15 protein-coding genes and 3 tRNA genes are annotated in these 17208 nt (G+C 50.3%); 12 read left to right on the top strand and 6 right to left on the bottom strand.

The window, feature by feature from the left end:
• Positions 1–114: 114 nt before the first annotated feature.
• The 3 genes from BUB94_RS06170 to BUB94_RS06180 are packed head-to-tail and all read left to right on the top strand — an operon-like array spanning position 115 to position 3422.
• Entirely contained in the window at positions 115–1293 is a 1179-nt protein-coding gene (locus tag BUB94_RS06170; protein ID WP_073235129.1) for a DegT/DnrJ/EryC1/StrS family aminotransferase, read from the top strand.
• A gap of 3 nt (positions 1294–1296) precedes the next feature.
• Positions 1297–2550, top strand: coding sequence for an O-antigen translocase (locus BUB94_RS06175; protein ID WP_073235132.1), 1254 nt, complete (start codon positions 1297–1299; stop codon positions 2548–2550).
• A complete protein-coding gene (locus BUB94_RS06180; RefSeq protein ID WP_073160548.1) occupies positions 2535–3422 on the top strand; it encodes a glycosyltransferase family 2 protein in 888 nt (295 codons plus the stop codon). The genes BUB94_RS06175 and BUB94_RS06180 overlap by 16 nt, the downstream gene beginning before the upstream one ends.
• Before the next feature lie 12 nt (positions 3423–3434).
• Here BUB94_RS06180 and BUB94_RS06185 read toward each other — a convergent pair whose 3' ends face one another.
• The 3 genes from BUB94_RS06185 to BUB94_RS06195 are packed head-to-tail and all read right to left on the bottom strand — an operon-like array spanning position 3435 to position 5657.
• Complete coding sequence (locus BUB94_RS06185) at positions 3435–4184, bottom strand: glycosyltransferase family 32 protein (protein WP_073235135.1); 750 nt, start codon at positions 4182–4184, stop codon at positions 3435–3437.
• Positions 4181–5149 carry a glycosyltransferase family 2 protein gene (locus BUB94_RS06190; RefSeq protein ID WP_073235138.1) on the bottom strand — a complete coding sequence of 323 codons (969 nt, stop codon included), beginning with the start codon at positions 5147–5149 and terminating at the stop codon, positions 4181–4183. The genes BUB94_RS06185 and BUB94_RS06190 overlap by 4 nt, the downstream gene beginning before the upstream one ends.
• A gap of 13 nt (positions 5150–5162) precedes the next feature.
• The gene (locus BUB94_RS06195) at positions 5163–5657 is read right to left on the bottom strand and encodes a hypothetical protein (protein ID WP_073235141.1); all 495 of its coding nucleotides are present in this window, start codon (positions 5655–5657) and stop codon (positions 5163–5165) included.
• Positions 5658–5792: 135 nt separating this feature from the next.
• Here BUB94_RS06195 and BUB94_RS06200 point away from each other — a divergent pair, with 135 nt between their 5' ends.
• From BUB94_RS06200 to purL, 3 genes are all read left to right on the top strand, one after another.
• Complete coding sequence (locus tag BUB94_RS06200) at positions 5793–6350, top strand: hypothetical protein (protein WP_073160556.1); 558 nt, start codon at positions 5793–5795, stop codon at positions 6348–6350.
• A gap of 13 nt (positions 6351–6363) precedes the next feature.
• Positions 6364–6918 (top strand): hypothetical protein, encoded by a 555-nt coding sequence (locus BUB94_RS06205; protein WP_073235144.1) that lies wholly within the window; start codon positions 6364–6366, stop codon positions 6916–6918.
• Positions 6919–7126: 208 nt separating this feature from the next.
• Positions 7127–11002, top strand: a complete 3876-nt coding sequence (gene purL, locus BUB94_RS06210) for a phosphoribosylformylglycinamidine synthase (RefSeq protein WP_073235147.1) — start codon at positions 7127–7129, stop codon at positions 11000–11002.
• 179 nt (positions 11003–11181) lie between these two features.
• On the opposite strand, the gene BUB94_RS16395 is transcribed toward purL, so the two are convergent.
• Complete coding sequence (locus BUB94_RS16395) at positions 11182–11667, bottom strand: hypothetical protein (protein WP_139260150.1); 486 nt, start codon at positions 11665–11667, stop codon at positions 11182–11184.
• Between BUB94_RS16395 and BUB94_RS06215 the strand changes: the two genes are divergently transcribed.
• The 3 genes from BUB94_RS06215 to BUB94_RS06225 all read left to right on the top strand — a co-directional run bounded on the left by BUB94_RS06215 (position 11653) and on the right by BUB94_RS06225 (position 13841).
• Positions 11653–12141, top strand: a complete 489-nt coding sequence (locus BUB94_RS06215) for an FISUMP domain-containing protein (RefSeq protein ID WP_254793685.1) — start codon at positions 11653–11655, stop codon at positions 12139–12141. The two genes, BUB94_RS16395 and BUB94_RS06215, sit on opposite strands and share 15 nt — an antisense overlap.
• A gap of 95 nt (positions 12142–12236) precedes the next feature.
• Positions 12237–13280, top strand: a complete 1044-nt coding sequence (locus BUB94_RS16690; RefSeq protein WP_073235153.1) for a hypothetical protein — start codon at positions 12237–12239, stop codon at positions 13278–13280.
• 72 nt (positions 13281–13352) lie between these two features.
• Complete coding sequence (locus BUB94_RS06225; RefSeq protein WP_073235156.1) at positions 13353–13841, top strand: hypothetical protein; 489 nt, start codon at positions 13353–13355, stop codon at positions 13839–13841.
• Positions 13842–14102: 261 nt separating this feature from the next.
• On the opposite strand, the gene leuB is transcribed toward BUB94_RS06225, so the two are convergent.
• Both leuB and BUB94_RS06235 read right to left on the bottom strand, forming a co-directional pair.
• Positions 14103–15194 carry a 3-isopropylmalate dehydrogenase gene (leuB, locus tag BUB94_RS06230; protein WP_073235159.1) on the bottom strand — a complete coding sequence of 364 codons (1092 nt, stop codon included), beginning with the start codon at positions 15192–15194 and terminating at the stop codon, positions 14103–14105.
• Between the two features lie 75 nt (positions 15195–15269).
• Positions 15270–16196 carry a tyrosine recombinase gene (locus BUB94_RS06235; RefSeq protein ID WP_073235163.1) on the bottom strand — a complete coding sequence of 309 codons (927 nt, stop codon included), beginning with the start codon at positions 16194–16196 and terminating at the stop codon, positions 15270–15272.
• A gap of 433 nt (positions 16197–16629) precedes the next feature.
• Here BUB94_RS06235 and BUB94_RS06245 point away from each other — a divergent pair.
• The 3 genes from BUB94_RS06245 to BUB94_RS06255 all read left to right on the top strand — a co-directional run bounded on the left by BUB94_RS06245 (position 16630) and on the right by BUB94_RS06255 (position 17129).
• A tRNA-Lys gene (locus BUB94_RS06245) sits at positions 16630–16702 on the top strand.
• 182 nt (positions 16703–16884) lie between these two features.
• A tRNA-Lys gene (locus tag BUB94_RS06250) sits at positions 16885–16957 on the top strand.
• 99 nt (positions 16958–17056) lie between these two features.
• Positions 17057–17129, top strand: a tRNA-Lys gene (locus tag BUB94_RS06255).
• Positions 17130–17208: the final 79 nt, after the last annotated feature.

The raw sequence follows: 17208 nt of genomic DNA on the forward strand, positions 1-17208 counted from the left end.
AATTAGTATTTAACGATGGATGAAAACTTTAGATTGTCCATTAAAATGGTGGTTTTATCGGTTTTAATGCTTTAGACTGTTTTTCAAATAGGGATATTTTCTACTTTGAGGTTCATGATTCAAGTTCCCTATTACCCTTTGAAGCGAGTAAGCGATTCCTACGGCTCCGAAATAAAGGAGGCTGTCAATCGTGTGATGGATTCTGGTTGGTATATCCGTGGCAAGGAATGCGGCGGTTTTGAAGAGAAGTTTGCCAAATACTGTGGATCTCGCCATTGCGTCGGGGTAGGGAATGGTCTTGAGGCCTTGGCCTTGATTTTGAAGGGTTATGTCTCCTTGGGCCGTTTGCAGCCTGGCGACGGGGTCATTGTTCCTTCCAATACTTTTATTGCCTCATGGCTTGCGGTAAAGGCTGCTAATCTTGTGCCGGTTCCTGCGGAACCGGATGCAGAAACTGCGGTTTTGAGTGCCGTTTCTGTGGATCGTGCGTTTGCAGGTGCCCAGCAGGACGGTCTTAAGGTTCGGGCAATTCTGGCGGTTCACCTGTACGGTCGTCTTTGCCCCATGATGGAACTGAAACAGTTTGCAGAGAATCGCGATCTTCTTTTGCTGGAAGATGCGGCCCAGGCTCATGGCGCGTCATTTGCTACTGAAAATGGCGTTGTTCGCGCCGGGAATCTCGGAGACGCAGCCGGTTTCAGTTTCTACCCGGGAAAGAACCTGGGGGCCCTTGGGGATGCCGGCGCTGTGGTTACCAGCGATGGCGAATTGGCTGCCGTTGTCCGCAAACTTGCAAATTATGGTTCCGAAAAGAAGTATGTTCACGAGTTTGCCGGTGAAAATTCCCGCCTAGATGAAATTCAGGCTGCAGTCCTGTCCGTGAAGCTTCCTCGACTGGACGAAGAAAACCGCCGCCGTAATGAAATCGCTAACCGCTACCTGGCCGAAATCAGAAATCCGCTGGTGAGGTTGCCAAAGGCTGCTGTTTCTGTGCCCGCCGGTACTGTGGCGGATTGTGTGTGGCATATTTTTGCGGTACACTGCGAACTGCCTAATGGCGAAAGTTGTCGCGACGCCCTTCAAAAACATTTGGCAAATCGTGGTGTAGAAACGCTTATTCATTATCCGACGCCGCCCCATTTGCAGAAGGCCTTTGCCGATGATTTTTCCACCGGGGCTTACCCAGTTGCAGAACGTCTGGCCAATGAGGAGTTGAGCCTGCCTTTACACCCCTTCATGACTGAAGATGAAATTGCAGCAGTAATTGAAGGCGTTAACAACTTTAAGGATTAGTCTATGTTTGTGAAAAGTTTCCTGGGTTCGGGTGCGGTAACGGCTTTTAACGCCTTGAGGGCTTTTGCCATCAACAAGCTTTTGGCTGTTTTCTTGCCGCCTGCAGCCTTTGCCTGCGTCGGGCAGTTCATGAACCTGTTGACTATCGGGCAGGCCACTTCCAGTCTTGCTCTTCAGAATGGCTGGACTAGCCTGACCGCTCAGAATTTCAAGAACGAAAAGCAACTTCTTGGAGTGTGGCGAGGCGGTCTTCGTCTGACAACTTTTGCGAGCCTGTTCACTTTTGTGGCTGCAGTTCTGTTCTGTTTCATGGCTCCATTGGAAACTCTGTTTCCTGGGATGAATACTCGACTGGTGCAGGCAGCAATCCTGTTTGCTTTGCCAGGTGTATTCGCTACCAATATTATTGCCATCTGTGCTGCCGTCATGAACGGTATGGGTGAAAATCGCAAGTGGGCGCTTATCAATATTGTGGCTTCCTTGTGGCAAGTTTTATGGGTTGCATTTTTCCTTTATACGGGCCAACTGTCTGTCCTTTCTATTATTGCGACCCAGTCCATCGTGGCCGCCTTTTTTGCCATCCGCATTGCAAGCCAGGCTGGTTTTAGTGTCAAGAAAGTCTGGTCTACGGCAGCCGATATTCGTGAACCTTGGGTCTCTTATGCCTTGATGGGCTTGGTTCCCATGGTCATGACTCCCGTTGTGCTTACGGTAATCCGAACCGCAGTGGCTTCGAACTTTGGGCAGGATGCCGCCGGCATCTGGCAGAGTGTGTTGAAGGTTTCGGACTTCCTCTTCATGATGATGTCGGCTATTCTTACCGTGATTATCCTGCCGAAGGTTTCGGCCCAGCAGACTAGGCAGGAATTTTTCAAGTTGTTTAATCCCTTGCTCTTGCGTGTGATGGGAATTTCTCTGGTGATGGTGACGGCTTTATTTTTGTGCCGCGGTCTCCTAGTGCAAATCCTTTTTTCAAGAGCCTATATGGGTGCCGCCGATTATCTGTTTTATCAACTGTTGGGAGATTTCTTTAGGGCTGGTGGATTTTCCTTGGCACTGGTCCTGATCGCTCGCCGCGAAACAAAGAAGTTCCTTTCCATTGAAATTGGTTCGGAAATTTTTCTGGCCGCAGGTTCCCTGATCCTAATGAAACTGGTGGAATTTCAGGGGCCCATGATGGCTTACGCCGTAGAAAACTTCCTATACTTTGCAGTTATGTTCGTTGTTGTCCGGAGGCTGAAATGGAATCAGCAGTAATCGTTTCTGTGCTGATGGCCTGCTACAAGCATGAACGTTTTGTAGAGGCGGCTGTCCGTTCTGTAATGGCTCAAGAGGGCGTGTCCTTTGAATTGATCGTTATTGATGATGGCAGTCCCGATAGGTCGCCCGAGATTCTTGAACGCTTGGCAAACGAGTTCCACTTCAAATACGTCCATCGTCCGAACAAAGGGGTGGTGGCGACCATGAATGAATTGCTTTCTATGGCGAAGGGCAAGTATTTTTGCTCCATGGCGTCAGATGATATGATGCCTGCAGGCCGATTGGCTGAACAAAGTCAGTACCTGGAAAGTCATCCTGAAGTTCCCGTATGCTTCGGACAGATTGTGGTAATGGATGGGGAAGGGAATCATGGCGAAACCCCGGACCCGCGCTATACCCGTTCTGTTCCTCAAGTGACATTCGAGGAATTTTTCATGGGGAAGAAAGAAGTTCACGGCTGTTCCGAAATGATTCGCCTGGATGTATTCCGTGATATGGGCGGCTATGATAAGGAATTCCCTTTCGAGGATTTTCCCCAGTGGCTGAAGTTCTTCCATAGGTTTGGAACGTTACCTGTGTTGCCTACCTTGTGCTGCTACTACCGCGTTCATGGAAACAACATGTCCAGCAACAGTACCTTGATGTATGGCACGTTCTTAAAGGCGCTGGCTCGTTACTCCGATCATCCCCTTTACCCGAAAGCTGTGAAAATCTGGAAGTCCCATTGGTTCTCCATGCTTGCTTATACCAACAAGGCCGAGGCCGTTCGCAGGATTCCTCAGCTAGCCTCGTTCTCCTGGGACTTTTTCAAAAGGTTCCCGAAGCTGTTTGTGCCCAAGTTTATTCTGGACCGCCGTTTTAACGTCTGATTCAAAACGCCGTTATCGTCTGAAAATTTTCTTGATGGTCCCTGCAATTCCCAGTGACTTTAGGTTTGTCCAAAGGGCAAGGGGAATGGAGAGAATCTTGGCGACCGGTGTCGGAAAAATCTTGTAAAGCTTTTGACGACGTTCAATTCCCTTGCGGACGGATTCCGGTCTCCAGTTACTTTGAAAGTGGTGGATGCAGTAGGTTTCTGCAGTGGCGCGAATCTTGCCGTCTATAAAGCTTTTGGGTGAAAAGAAATCTTCTGGGAAAATTTCCAAAGGGTCACGCAGACTGTTAAAGGCGTTGGCAAGGATGTTGGGCAAGACCAGCTCATTCACCTGGGATTCTGTGTAGTTGAATGATTCTTGTCTGTAGAAGTCCAGGGCTTTTGTAATGGCGGGGTGATTTTTGTTTGCGGCGAGAATCGCGCCTTCTATGCGGCGGGATCCGTTTTCGAATCCGAAGAAATATTCGCGGCCCATTAACGGATCGAAACTTTTCACGACTTCAACGTCGGTGTCGAGATAGATACCGCCTTCTGTTTCTAGGGCGTACAGACGGACTGCATCTGCGGCGAAGGCCCATTTTTTTTGGGCGAGGGCCTGCATTACCCAGGGAATGCCTGTGGCTTCGGCTTTGGAACGGTCCCAAAGGATCAGTTCATAATCGGGTAGAACTTGTTTCCATCCGTCCAAAAATTGGGTTACATCAGCAGGGAACGGCTCCCCGGAAAACCAACAGTAATGAATTTTCCTAGGAATCATTTTTCATCCCTCCTAAGCATTTTTTGCAAGACGTCGCGGCCTCCGAAAGAGATTACGTTGGCCACCTTGTTGCGAAGTCTAACCTTGAAATCCAACAGGTTCTGCAATCGAAGTTCCTTGATGTGATTCCAGGCGCGATTGCGGTAATCCTGGAATTCGTCGGTATCGGGGGTGCGCTTCAGAATGCTGTAGCTGGTGCTGATGAGCATGTTCTTTGCGGCACGAAGTAACTTCGGGTTCCTTATTTTTTCCGTGATAGTCGTACAAAGGTTTTCGGCGATGTCCAGCAGTTCCGCTTTCTTTAAATTGTAGGCGGAATTCAGGATGCTGGTTTCGCGTTTGCGGTACAGATATAGAGGCAAACTTACGGAACGGATTTCCTTTGCGCTCAAGAAAATCTGCGGGATGGTACAAAGGTCCTCGAAGTACTTGCCCCTCGGGAAGCGGACGTCTTTCCAGAGCCTTGCTGAGTAAAGTTTGTTCCATGCGGAATGGTCGGGAATCCTGTCTTGGTACAGCGCCTGGATAAGGGCGTCTTCGGGGGACCAGATTTTCTGGATGGACTTGCTTCGGTTTCCTGGAATCTTGGCGGGCAATTCGGTAAAGCTGTTGGACCCGCAGCAGATAATCTCTGCATCGGAATCTTGTGAAGCCTTGAGCAGGGTTTCTAGAAATGTGGGGGCGATCATGTCGTCGCTGTCGACGAATGTAATCCAGGGGGCGGAGACCTTCTGGAGGCCTGCATTGCGGGCTTCGGAAAGTCCTGCGTTCTCTTGGGACAGAAGCGTGAAACGTTCATCACGTTTGATGAATTCTTCGACAATTTCTGCAGAGTTGTCTGTGGAACCGTCGTTAACGACAATGGCTTCGAAGTCGGCAAAGGTCTGGTGCTGTACGCTGATAAGGCATGCTTCCAGATATTCGGCGGTATTGTATACCGGAATAATGACGCTTACGGTTGCCATAGGGTGGGCTTTTTTACGCCTGGCTTAGGTTTTGGACCACTTCGCCCCAGCCCATTTGCACAAGGGCGCCTGCTCGTACCAAGTTCCCCTGGGCGTCTTCGTATTCCTTCAGGATGCGGCTCCATTCGGTTACGTCGCGCTTGAACTTGATGTCCTTGCGAATTTTTTTCATGAGCATGTCCTGTTTCCATTGGGCGGCTTCGCCAAGGAACTTGCAGGATTCGTCCAGTGCGTCGAGATAGGCGGGCACCGCGTTCAGGAAGGTCTTTTCAAAAGGTTTGGCCTTGCCTTTTGCTTGACCCACAAGGTTCTTCTGATTGATGACGTTCTTGCGCAGTTCGCTCATCAGTCGTACGATTCGCTCGAAATCCACCTGGGGCCAGATCAGGTTGAAGGGCCACATCTTTTTCCAGTGGAACTTGAACATGGACTCGTGGGCCGTGTTCTTGGCCTTCAGCATTTCCTTGAGGTTGTTGAATATAATCTGGGATGGAAGCAAATCACTCATGGCCTCCAATATAGATTAATTCTCCATTTATAACTGAAAAAAGCCCCTTTTGTGGTAATTTTACAAAGCTTAGTTTGTTATTTTGGAAATAAGAAGTTAAATTCACCCCTGCATAAACTTGTAAAAAGGAAATCTATGAATAACAAAAAGTTCAAGATTCTACTTATTGTAGATATCGCATTGATTATCGGCTTGTTTGCCTTGATGATGATCCTCAAGGGTACTTATAATGACCAGGCTCAGAAGTCCGTTGGCGAACAGGTGGGTGCCTACCTGGAACAGTCTAACGGTGTTGTTCAGGAACAGTGGAAGGCTGTTGACCAGTACGGCATGGCCTGGAAGCTCGTTTTTGCCACTTTGACCGGCGACAAGACCGAAGCTACCTTTGATGCCACCGCAAAGGCTATCGAAGAAGACAAGGATGCCCGTTTCAAGCAACTTTCCTATATGTACAACGCTGCAGGCATTCCTCCTCAGGCTCAGAACTCCATCTACGAAAAGGCTGGCCTTGCTGACAAGTTCCTTCTGAAGAATGAAGGCGGCGTCAAGGAAGTGGCTTGCGGTAAGAACTGCGTCATTAGCTTCACCTTCGCAAAGGGCAAGCTGAAGACCGCTGACTACAAGGCTCTGACCGAATACAACATGGGTGCAAACTTTAAGCTGGAAGCTCCGGCTCCCTACCACTTTGAATAAGGAGTAATGAACGATGAACATGAAGAATATTTCCATTGCTCTTTCTGTCGTGGTTGTGCTTTTGCTGGCAACTCTTCTGATGCAGAAGGGTAGCTACGTTTCTCAGGCAACTGAACACTACGAAAAGACCACTACCAAGTCCTTCAAGGGCGCTTCCCAGATCATTGAGTATGTGAACAACTCCATCGAGACCAACAAGGGCGTTTGGACCCTGGCTTGCGAAGCTGTTCAGAGCGTAAAGACTTCTCAGGATCAGGCTCGCCTCGAAGCAAAGCTCTTCCCCTCTGTAAAGGGTACCATGAGCATTGCCAACAAGACTCGTAAGTTCGAAGCTAGCTCCGATTATTACATCGTTTCTAACTTCGCCAAGGTCGAAGTTGACAAGAAGACCGAAGTGAAGTCCCTTTCTGGCCTCGTCTCTGTGAACGTGAATGCTCTTCTGGGCAATGCCGCTGTTGCTGCATCTGACGAAGATGAAGAAGAAGGCGAAGACGCTGTTGTGGAAGAAGCTCCGGCTCCCAAGAAGGCTGCCAAGGGTAAGAAGGGCAAGAAGGGTAAGAAGCGCTAATCTGGCGAGCTAGAATTGGTGCGGAAAACCTAACTCTTTGATACTCAAAGAATTACAAAAATCCTCGCAGAAATGCGGGGATTTTTTGCATTTCTTCACCTGCTAATCACTAGCCACTAACCACTAACCACTAACCACTATTTACTATCTTTCCCCTCGTAAAAACAAATAACACAAGGTGCCGGCTAACCCCCGGCAAGAGGTAAAAATGCTCATTCTTCGTGGTACTCCGGCTCTGTCGGACTTCCGTCTCCAGAAACTTCTGGCTGACTTCAAGAAAGAAAACCTGAACGTCGCAAGCGTTTACGCTGAATTCCTCCATGTGGTGGATCTGTCCGCCGATCTTTCCGCTTCCGAAAAGGAAACTCTGGAAAAGGTGCTCCACTACGGCCCCATGCGTGAAGCCAAGGCCCTGGAAGGTGAACTGTTCGTGGTTTGCCCCCGTCCGGGTACCATCAGCCCCTGGAGCTCCAAGGCTACCGATATCGCTCACATCTGCGGCCTGCCCGCTATCAAGCGTATCGAACGCGCCATTGCCTACTATGTGAAGTTTGAAGGTGCCGCTTCTGCCGACGCTCGCAAGGTCATCGAATCCAAGATTCACGACCGCATGACTCAGGCTGTATTCGCAGACACCGCTTCCCTGGACGTTCTCTTCAGCAAGGAAGAACCGCGTCCCCTGAACATTATTCCGGTGCTCACCGAAGGCCGCGAAGCTCTCGTCAAGGCAGACAAGGCTATGGGCCTCGCTCTCTCCGCCGACGAAATCGACTACTTGGTCAACAACTTTACCGCTCTCAAGCGTAACCCCACCGACGTGGAACTCTACATGTTCGCTCAGGCCAACTCCGAACATTGCCGCCACAAGGTATTCGGTGCCGAATGGACCATCGACGGTGTCAAGCAGGACAAGTCCCTGTTCCAGATGATCAAGAACACCTACGCCCTGCACAACACCAACATCTTCAGCGCCTATAAGGATAACGCTGCCGTGATGAAGGGTGCAACCGCAGGTCGTTTCTACGCTGACCCCCGCACCAACAAGTATGACTTCCACAACGAAGAAGTGGATATCTTGATGAAGGTGGAAACCCATAACCATCCCACCGCAATTTCTCCGTTCCCCGGTGCTGCAACCGGTAGTGGCGGTGAAATTCGTGACGAAGGTGCAACTGGTAAGGGTTCCAAGCCGAAGGCTGGTCTCACTGGCTTTAGCGTTTCCAACCTGAAGCTTCCTGGTGCCGTTCAGCCTTGGGAAAAGGACTTCGGTAGCCCGTCCCGTATTGCTTCCGCTTTGGACATCATGATTGAAGGTCCTCTTGGCGGTGCAGCATTCAACAACGAATATGGCCGCCCCAACATTCTCGGTTACTTCCGTACTTTCGAACAGGAAGTTTCTGCTGAAAAGGGTACCGAAGTTCGCGGTTACCACAAGCCCATTATGCTGGCTGGTGGTCTCGGCAACATCAAGCACGACCACATCGAAAAGGGCCACATCGACCCGGGTGACCACCTGGTGGTTCTGGGCGGTCCGGCTATGCTCATCGGCCTTGGTGGCGGTGCTGCAAGTTCTGTGGCAAACGGTGCCGGTAACGAATCCCTGGACTTCGCCTCTGTGCAGCGCGAAAACCCGGAAATGGAACGCCGTTGCCAGGAAGTGATCGACCGTTGCTGGGCAATGGACGAAGAAAACCCCATTACCTTCATTCACGACGTGGGTGCAGGTGGACTTTCCAACGCCTTCCCGGAACTGGTGAACGATGGCGGTCTCGGCGGTAAGTTTGAGCTCCGTAACGTGCCTAACGATGAACCGGGTATGAGCCCCTTCGAAATCTGGAGTAACGAATCCCAGGAACGTTATGTGATCGCTGTTGCTGGTAACAAGCTTGACGTGTTCGACGCTATCTGTAAGCGTGAACGTTGCCCGTATGCTGTCGTTGGCGAAGCTATTCCCGAAAAGCACTTGACCCTTACCGATAAGCACTTCGGTTCTACTCCTATCGACATGCCGCTGGAAGTCTTGCTGGGCAAGCCGCCTCGCATGATCCGTAACGAAAAGAGCCAGAAGCGTCCGCTCACCTCTCAGGTGGTTCCTGCTGATGCAACCATCAAGGATATTGCACACCGCGTTCTCGCTAACCCGACTGTTGCTGACAAGACCTTCTTGATTTCCATCGGTGACCGTTCCGTGACCGGTATGATCTGCCGCGACCAGATGGTGGGCCCCTGGCAGGTTCCTGTGGCTGACTGCGCTGTGACCTCTGCAACTCTCGACACCTACGAAGGTGAAGTGATGTCCATGGGTGAACGCGCTCCTATCGCTCTCATCTCTCCGGCTGCTGCAGCCCGCATGACTGTTGCTGAATCCCTCACCAACATGGCTGCCGCTTACGTCCCCGACATGGGCCGCGTAAACTTGTCTGCAAACTGGATGGCAACTCCCAACTACGAAGGTGACGGTGCCGACCTGTACGAAGCAGTAAAGGCTATCGGTATGGAACTCTGCCCGGAACTGGGCATTACCATTCCGGTGGGTAAGGACTCCATGTCCATGAGCACTGTATGGCAGGACGAAAAGGGTAGCCACCGCGTTACCGCTCCGATCTCCCTGGTCATCAGCGCCTTCTCTCCCTGCGCCGACGTTCGCAAGACTATGACCCCGCAGCTCATCCAGAACAAGGAGACTACCTTGATGCTGGTTGACCTGGCTCGCGGTAAGAACCGTATGGGCGCATCCATTGCAGCTCAGGTTTACAACATGCTTGGCGACAAGGCTCCGGATGTGGATTCCGCTAAGGAACTCCGCGCCTTCTTCGAAACCATCCAGAAGCTCAATGCAGATGGCAAGATCATGGCTTACCACGATAAGTCTGATGGCGGTCTCTATACTACCGTTACCGAAATGGCTTTCGCTGGCCACGTTGGTGTTACTTTGGACGTAAATGCTCTCCAGGGCAATGTCATCGACGCTCTCTTCAACGAAGAACTGGGCGCTGTGCTTCAGGTTGCAAATGCTGACGTCGCCGCTGTTAAGGCTGCATTCGCCGCTGCAGGCCTGGGCGATACCGTTTCTGAAATCGGTAAGCTGAACGATACTTACAACCTGGTTATCGGTGACTACGCAGAAGGCCTCTCTGACCTTCGCGCTATCTGGTCCGATACCACTCGCCGCATCGCCGCCCTCCGCGACAATCCGGCTTGCGCAGAAAGCGAATACACCTTGAAGCTGGAACAGGATGATCCGGGTATTACCCCGAAGGTCACCTTCGACCTCAATGCAAGCGCAAAGATCATCAAGGACTACTCTAGCCGCCCGAAGATGGCTATCCTCCGCGAACAGGGCGTTAACGGTGAATTGGAAATGGCTGCCGCATTTGCCAAGGCCGGTTTCGAATCCATCGACGTCCACATGACCGACATCTTGAGCGGTCGCGTAAGCCTGAAGGACTTCAACGGTCTCGTGGCTTGCGGTGGCTTTAGCTACGGTGACGTTCTGGGTGCTGGCGAAGGCTGGGCAAAGAGCATCTTGTTCAACCCCAAGGCTCGCGCAGAATTCGAAGCTTACTTCAACCGTAAGGATACCTTCACTCTGGGCGTCTGCAACGGCTGCCAGATGGTTTCCAACCTGAAGGACTTGATTCCTGGCGCAAAGCATTGGCCGCGCTTCGTTCAGAACCTCTCTGAACGTTTCGAAGCCCGTTACTGCTCTCTGAAGGTTGAAGATACCCCGGCTGTTCTCCTGAAGGGTATGGCTGGTTCCGTATTGCCTATCGCAGTGGCTCACGGTGAAGGCCGCGCAGAATTCGCATCTCGGGTCGCTGCAGAAGAATGTCTGAAGACTGGCCTCGTGGCACTCCGCTACGTGGATGGTAAGCACGAATACACCGAACGCTACCCGCTGAACCCCAATGGTTCTCCCTTCGCCATCAACGGCCTCTGCTCTGAAGACGGTCGTGCTCTCGTCATGATGCCGCACCCGGAACGTGTGTTCCGTACCTGCCAGTACTCCTGGCATCCGGCTGAATGGGGCGAAGACGGCCCGTGGATGCAGCTGTTCCGCAACGGCCGTATTTTCGTTGGGTAGCTAGGGTCGAATGCGGCCTGGTCGTATCTTTGTAGGCTAATAAAAGTCTTGTCGCGGACATGTACCGCGCTGCTTGAAAAATCCGCTTTCTGCTTTACCGCAGGGGCGGATTTTTTTTACATTGCTGGTTGTTAAAAGTTAGGAGCTTATTATGAATCTTTTTAAGAAGATTTCTTGGCTTAAGCCTGCGGTGATGGCGATAGTGGAACTTCCACAAATGAAGATGTCAATGAAATTTCATCTTCAAGTGTAGTTGATGAAATCTCATCCAGTGAAAGTTCTGCAGACTTACCGAATGAAGGTTTTGCAAGTTCCTCCAGCGAAATTCCTGCAAGTTCCGCTAATGAAGGCTTTGCAAGTTCGTCCAACGATAATTCTGGATCTGTGTCCAGCGCGGCTGTTACGTCAATTACTTCAAGTAGCGAAGAAACAGACTCTGACGATATCGTTGCAAGTTCCTCCAGTGAGTTGCCTGTAAGTTCTTCAGGAAATATTTCGCCTTCTGGTAGTGAAGAAATGATTTCATCTAGTTCTCTATCTGAAGGGTTGTCTTCGGGGGCTGATTTTTTCAGAAGGAATCGTTCTTTAATCCCGACGTTACGTATGGCACCTTGGTCGATGAAAGGGATGGAAAAATTTATAAAACGGTAGTGATTGGCTCTCAAACCTGGATGGCCGAGAATCTGAACTATGCGGATTCTGTGCAGACCCCGAGTCTCAAGGAAAGTTCCTGGTGCCGTAATGATGACGCCGATGAATGCTCCATTTTTGGACGCCTCTATACGTGGATTGCTGCCATTGATTCGATCTCGTTGGCTAATGACGCGAATGACCCGCAGAATTGTGGCTATGGAGTCGTATGTGATTGTTTAAAAGACGATGCTCTTGCTTTGGCTCCAGTACAAGGTGTTTGCCCCAACGGATGGCATTTGCTCAGTTTAGCGGAATGGGAAACTTTGTTTGAAAGTGTTGGCGGCTGTGAATCTGATTTTTGGTCCGTTACCCAAAATGAAAGTGAAGATTATCATGGCCGATACGCATATTACGTGTTCATGACTTGTTATGCAGACTATGCTTTTTTGCAAGGTAGTGACCGTGTCAAATCGAATGCGATGTCCGTTCGCTGCCTCAAGGATTAGTCAGTACAGTAGTCTTATCAAAAATGTTTGTCAAAATTTACGAGTAATAGTGGTTTGACAAAACTATATTTGTACCACTATTAGAGGGTTTTGACATGAAAATCGGTTCTTCTACATTAGCCCTTGCCTTGGGCGCATTTGTAACATTTAGCTCTGCAGCCCAGATTCAAGGCTTTGTTTCAGGATACGCACCTGGTAACGTTAAAGAAAAAAAAGAAGTAAAAGGTGTTGAATCCAGCCGAGATCTCCATACCGATTTTATGTGGGGACTTGGTGCCGAATATTTGGCTTTCCCGGTCGGTCCCCTTATGGTTGGCGGTGGCCTCGGATTTTTTAGTGTACAGACTGATGGCGGCTATAATGTCGTGATGCCTTCCGTGCCTCTGTGGCTTTCTGTTGGTGTAATTGGCCCTGATAGCTGGAAGGTTCGCCCTTACCTTGGCGCTCGCGTGGGATATCCGATTCCGGCCACTAATTATTTGACTTGGTGGGATAAGCCTCAGGACTTTTTCGTAACGGGAAACGTCGGTGTGCAGCTGCCGTACCATATGGGTGTAGAGTTCGACTGCACCTATCTGACCATGGATAAGTACTTCAGTAAGCATGGTGTGAATTTCCGCCTGAGTTCTGTGAAGTTTGGTGGTTCCATTACGGTTCATTTTGATTTGTCTGGCAAATCTGCTGAAGCCGATAAGGCCGCTACTGTAAATGATGCTGTTGTGGCGGAACCGGTTGTAGAAGAAAACTATGACGCATATGCTCCTTCTGGTGTGAATGAAAATTCTGAGTCTACGGATCCGTATTCTAATTATGGTGAACCCGCTGCAGAAAATATGACTGGTGAACCTTCTGCAGAACCTGCTTATGATGCTGCTCCCGCAGAAGAACAGCCTGCCGCAGAATCTTCTGAAGTTGCTCCGGTTGAAGAACCTGCCGCAGAGGCTCCTGCCGAAGAATCTCCCGCAGAAGAGGCTGTGGCTGAAGAAGCTCCTGCTGAGGAACCTGCGGCTGAACCCGCTCCCGAACCGGAGAAGAAGCCTGTAGCCAAGAAGGCAACCGGCAAGAAAAAGGCTGCCGCCAAAAAGACGACTAAAAAGAAGGCTGCTGCAAAAAAGAAGACTTCTAAAAAGAAAAAGTAAAGTCTAATCTTTGAGAGGTGCCGCGCTATGCGGCATTTCTTGTTTGGAATGCTATTTTTGGAATGGTAAAAAATGTCTGAACAGAATTTAACTCGTGAAACTTTGGTGGAATTCTTCGGTGCTGAAGAATACTCTCGCCTGTGCCGCCATGAGGCGGGGCATGCTCTGGTTGCCTTTTTGTTTAAGCGTCCTCTGGAATATGTGAAGATGACAAATTCCAAGGAGCGTCCGGGCGTTACCCGCATTACCGGAAGTGAACTGGACGGCTCTGCTCACATTGCCATTGCGGGCCATATTTCCGAATTCATTATCCGCAAGAATTTCGCTTGTGACCTAGATACGGTGATGCGTGAACTGCCTATGGAGCTGAACCGCAGTGACGCGGACTACCAAAGCTTTCAGGCTGCTTGCTATTACTTCCAGATGTCGGAAACCAACGTGGTGGAGCAGTGCTACAACATTCTGATGGCTTGCCAGAAGGCCTTGCTTGTGATTGTGGATGGGCTGGAACAGCGCACCTGCATGACCTGTGAAGAAATCGCCGCTCTTTTCCAAAAATGATTGCGCAGGTTCGTTCGTAAACGCCCCAAAGGCGGTGGATTTGCATGAAAAATGCCGAAATTCACTGCCTTTTTGTTAATTTATTTGTAAAATCCGTGGCGGAATGGAACAAAAAACCCTTTTAAGGACAGTTGTCTTGGCCTTTTTGATTGTAAAATAGCTCAAAATGCTTTTGATTTAGTGTAAATTAACGAAAAGGCAGTGCCTGAACTAAAAAACTAGTTCAAGACACTGCCTTTTTTAGCGAATTGCTGTTTTCGATTACTTCAAAGCGGCAATAATAGCGTCGCCCATGCCGGTGGTACCGACCTTGGTGCAGCCTTCCTGGTAGATATCGCCAGTGCGGTAGCCCTGGGAGATCACCTTTTCGCAAGCGGCTTCGATAGCGCGTGCAGCTTCTTCTTCCTTGAAGGTATAGCGCAGCATCAAAGCGGTGGAGAGGATCTGGGCCAGCGGGTTAGCGATGCCCTTGCCAGCGATGTCTGGAGCGGAACCACCTGCCGGTTCGTACAGACCGAAGGAACCTTCAGCAATAGAAGCGGAGGGGAGAAGACCCATGGAACCAGTGAGCATTGCGCATTCGTCGGTCAGGATGTCGCCAAACAGGTTCGGGCAGAGCATCACGTCGAAGTCGCGGGGGCGCTTCAGGAGCTGCATAGCAGCGTTGTCCACGTAGAGGTGTTCGAGGGTCAGTTCCGGATAATCCTTGATGACATCGTTCACAACTTCGCGCCACAGAACGGAAGTGGTCAGAACGTTAGCCTTATCGATGGAAGCAACCTTCTTGTTGCGGAGCATAGCGGCGTCGAAAGCGAAGCGAGCGATGCGTTCCACTTCGTAGCGGCTGTACTTCATGGTGTCGAAACCGATTTCTTCCTTGGAGCCCGGAACGCCTTCGCGGCCCTTGGGCTGACCGAAGTAAACGTCACCAGTCAGTTCACGAACGGTAAGGATGTTGAAGCCGTCACCGACGATGTCGGAACGGAGGGGACAAGCACCGGCCAGTTCCTTATAGACGCGAGCGGGACGGAGGTTGCAGAAAAGCTTGAAGTGCTTACGGAGGGGGAGCAGAGCACCGCGTTCCGGCTGCAGGTTAGGAGGAAGGTGTTCCCACTTCGGGCCGCCCACAGAGCCGAAAAGAATACAGTCAGAAACTTCACCCAGCTTGAGGGTGGATTCCGGCAGGGGAGAACCGCTTTCATCGTAAGCAGCGCCACCGACGTTTGCCCATTCTGCGTTCACGTCGAAACCGAACTTCTTGGAAACAACGTCCAGAACGCGGACAGCTTCCTTCATCACTTCCGGACCGATACCGTCGCCCGGGAGAACTGCAATCTTGTAATTCTTGCTCATTATTGAGTCCTTGGTTAAAATTTGAACGAATCAAAGATAGTAAAAAACGAGGGGCATTTCTACCTCTCGTTTTGTTTAATTCCCGTTCTTTCCGCCATCCTCGCGAGATTCTCGTTGGGCCACTTCGCGGGGGTGAAAACTCTTGTGTTCCTGCTTGATAAATTCCTTGTCCACATGAGTGTAGATCTGGGTGGTGCTGATGTCGGCGTGACCCAGCAGTTCCTGCAAAACGCGGAGGTCCATGCCCGCTTCGAGACAGTGGGTGGCGAAGCTGTGACGGAAGGTGTGGGGCGATACCTGCTTAGTCAAGTGCATGGTATGTTGCTGCACGATCTTCCAAGCGCCCATGCGGCTCATGGGCTTGCCGCGGGAATTTAAAATTACGTTGTCTGTTTCCGGATGGGTGAGGGGACGACCTCGCTCGATCCATTCTTTCAGGTTTTCCTTGGCCTTGCTGCCTAGCGGAATGAGACGCTGCTTGTTGCCCTTGCCGATAGGGGTCAGCCATTCGTTTTCCAGGTCCAGGTGCGTCAGCTTGATTCCCAAAGTTTCTGAAATGCGAAGTCCTGCGCTGTACATCAGCTCGAACATGGCTGTGTCTCTCAATGGGTTCTTGCCGTTGGCGGCGCTCTCGAATACGCTGTCCACTTCTTCGCGGGTTAGGTATTGGGGCAGGTAGTGGCCCAGTCGCGGTGTGGCCAGCATGCTCTCGGTACTGAAATCGTACTCGCCCTGGTTCTGCATGTACTTCAGAAATCCTCGGAGGCTGGAGAAATGCCTGGCGATGCTGGTGGGGGAGTATTCCTCGTGAGCGGCCGCATCGGATAAAAATTCGTCCAGTTTTTCTGGGGTTAGGGCTTTTAAATCTAGAGAATGTTCGTCTAACCATCCAACGAAATGGCGCAAATCTTCTTGATAGCTCTGGATCGTGGCCGGGGAGAGGTTTCTCTCGACCCCCAGGAATGCCATATAGGCGTCAAGTCGGTTGAAATTTGGGCTCATAGGCTGGTACTAGGTTTGGGTGCGCGCCTTTGGCGCTAGAGATTTGAAGTGTGAAATACAAGATATAAAAAGATATGAGGTATGAGGTATGAGGTATGAGGTATGAGATGTCTTCTCTATTCTTTGGCTTTATGCTTGTTGCTGTTTGGTGTGTTTCCGGTATCGGTAATCGCCTAAGTGTCTAGATCCCTCCTTGTAGAGGGTAAGGATTGTGAGGTGGCGATTTGAGTCTCTTGCTCTGGATTCCTCGACTACGGCCTTACTGGCCTCCGCTCGGAATGACACGTAAAAGAACTCTTCGCTCTTCACTCTTCGCTCTTCACTATCCACTATTTTGGGGTGGATTCAAAAAAAAGAAAAAATTTTTGCCTTTCCCCCTTGCCGAGTGTTCTTTTCTTTTCTATCATTGTGCGCGTCTTCGAGACGCGACTATGGATGATTAGCTCAGTTGGTAGAGCAGCTGACTCTTAATCAGCGGGTCGCAGGTTCGACCCCTGCATCATCCACTACCGCTCGAGCCAAGAAATTGGTGAAAGTGGAAATCAGAAGCGACAGACAAAGATAAGCACCTTTCGCGAAAGCGGAACATGAACTTTGAAACTTCGTCTTCTTCTTTTAGGCTTCGGCTGGAAAGACTTCTGATTCTTCGATTGAAGACGACATAGCTTAATAGCGACCGTCACCTTATGGATGATTAGCTCAGTTGGTAGAGCAGCTGACTCTTAATCAGCGGGTCGCAGGTTCGACCCCTGCATCATCCACTAAAAGCGACAGACAAAGATAAGCATCTTTCGTGAAAACGAATCATGAACTTTGAAACTTCGTCTTTTGCTTTACATAGCCGCAAGGCATAACGATCTGGATGATTAGCTCAGTTGGTAGAGCAGCTGACTCTTAATCAGCGGGTCGCAGGTTCGACCCCTGCATCATCCACTAAAAGACCTCTCGAAAGGGAGGTCTTTTTTTATGGTTAGAATTTTTTATTACACGTTTTTTTATAAAAAATCCAAAG

The organism is Fibrobacter sp. UWH9, assembly GCF_900129715.1.
In the GTDB taxonomy this organism is placed as follows: domain Bacteria; phylum Fibrobacterota; class Fibrobacteria; order Fibrobacterales; family Fibrobacteraceae; genus Fibrobacter.

Excerpts from the sequence above, each read along its gene's own strand:
- BUB94_RS06235 (WP_073235163.1), bottom strand. The coding sequence starts at position 16,196 with ATGAGCCCAAATTTCAACCGACTTGACGCCTATATGGCATTCCTGGGG.
- purL (WP_073235147.1), top strand. The coding sequence starts at position 7,127 with ATGCTCATTCTTCGTGGTACTCCGGCTCTGTCGGACTTCCGTCTCCAG.
- BUB94_RS06205 (WP_073235144.1), top strand. The coding sequence starts at position 6,364 with ATGAACATGAAGAATATTTCCATTGCTCTTTCTGTCGTGGTTGTGCTT.
- BUB94_RS06195 (WP_073235141.1), bottom strand. The coding sequence starts at position 5,657 with ATGAGTGATTTGCTTCCATCCCAGATTATATTCAACAACCTCAAGGAA.
- BUB94_RS06170 (WP_073235129.1), top strand. The coding sequence starts at position 115 with ATGATTCAAGTTCCCTATTACCCTTTGAAGCGAGTAAGCGATTCCTAC.
- leuB (WP_073235159.1), bottom strand. The coding sequence starts at position 15,194 with ATGAGCAAGAATTACAAGATTGCAGTTCTCCCGGGCGACGGTATCGGT.
- BUB94_RS16690 (WP_073235153.1), top strand. The coding sequence starts at position 12,237 with ATGAAAATCGGTTCTTCTACATTAGCCCTTGCCTTGGGCGCATTTGTA.
- BUB94_RS06185 (WP_073235135.1), bottom strand. The coding sequence starts at position 4,184 with ATGATTCCTAGGAAAATTCATTACTGTTGGTTTTCCGGGGAGCCGTTC.
- BUB94_RS06225 (WP_073235156.1), top strand. The coding sequence starts at position 13,353 with ATGTCTGAACAGAATTTAACTCGTGAAACTTTGGTGGAATTCTTCGGT.
- BUB94_RS06190 (WP_073235138.1), bottom strand. The coding sequence starts at position 5,149 with ATGGCAACCGTAAGCGTCATTATTCCGGTATACAATACCGCCGAATAT.
- BUB94_RS06175 (WP_073235132.1), top strand. The coding sequence starts at position 1,297 with ATGTTTGTGAAAAGTTTCCTGGGTTCGGGTGCGGTAACGGCTTTTAAC.
- BUB94_RS06200 (WP_073160556.1), top strand. The coding sequence starts at position 5,793 with ATGAATAACAAAAAGTTCAAGATTCTACTTATTGTAGATATCGCATTG.
- BUB94_RS06180 (WP_073160548.1), top strand. The coding sequence starts at position 2,535 with ATGGAATCAGCAGTAATCGTTTCTGTGCTGATGGCCTGCTACAAGCAT.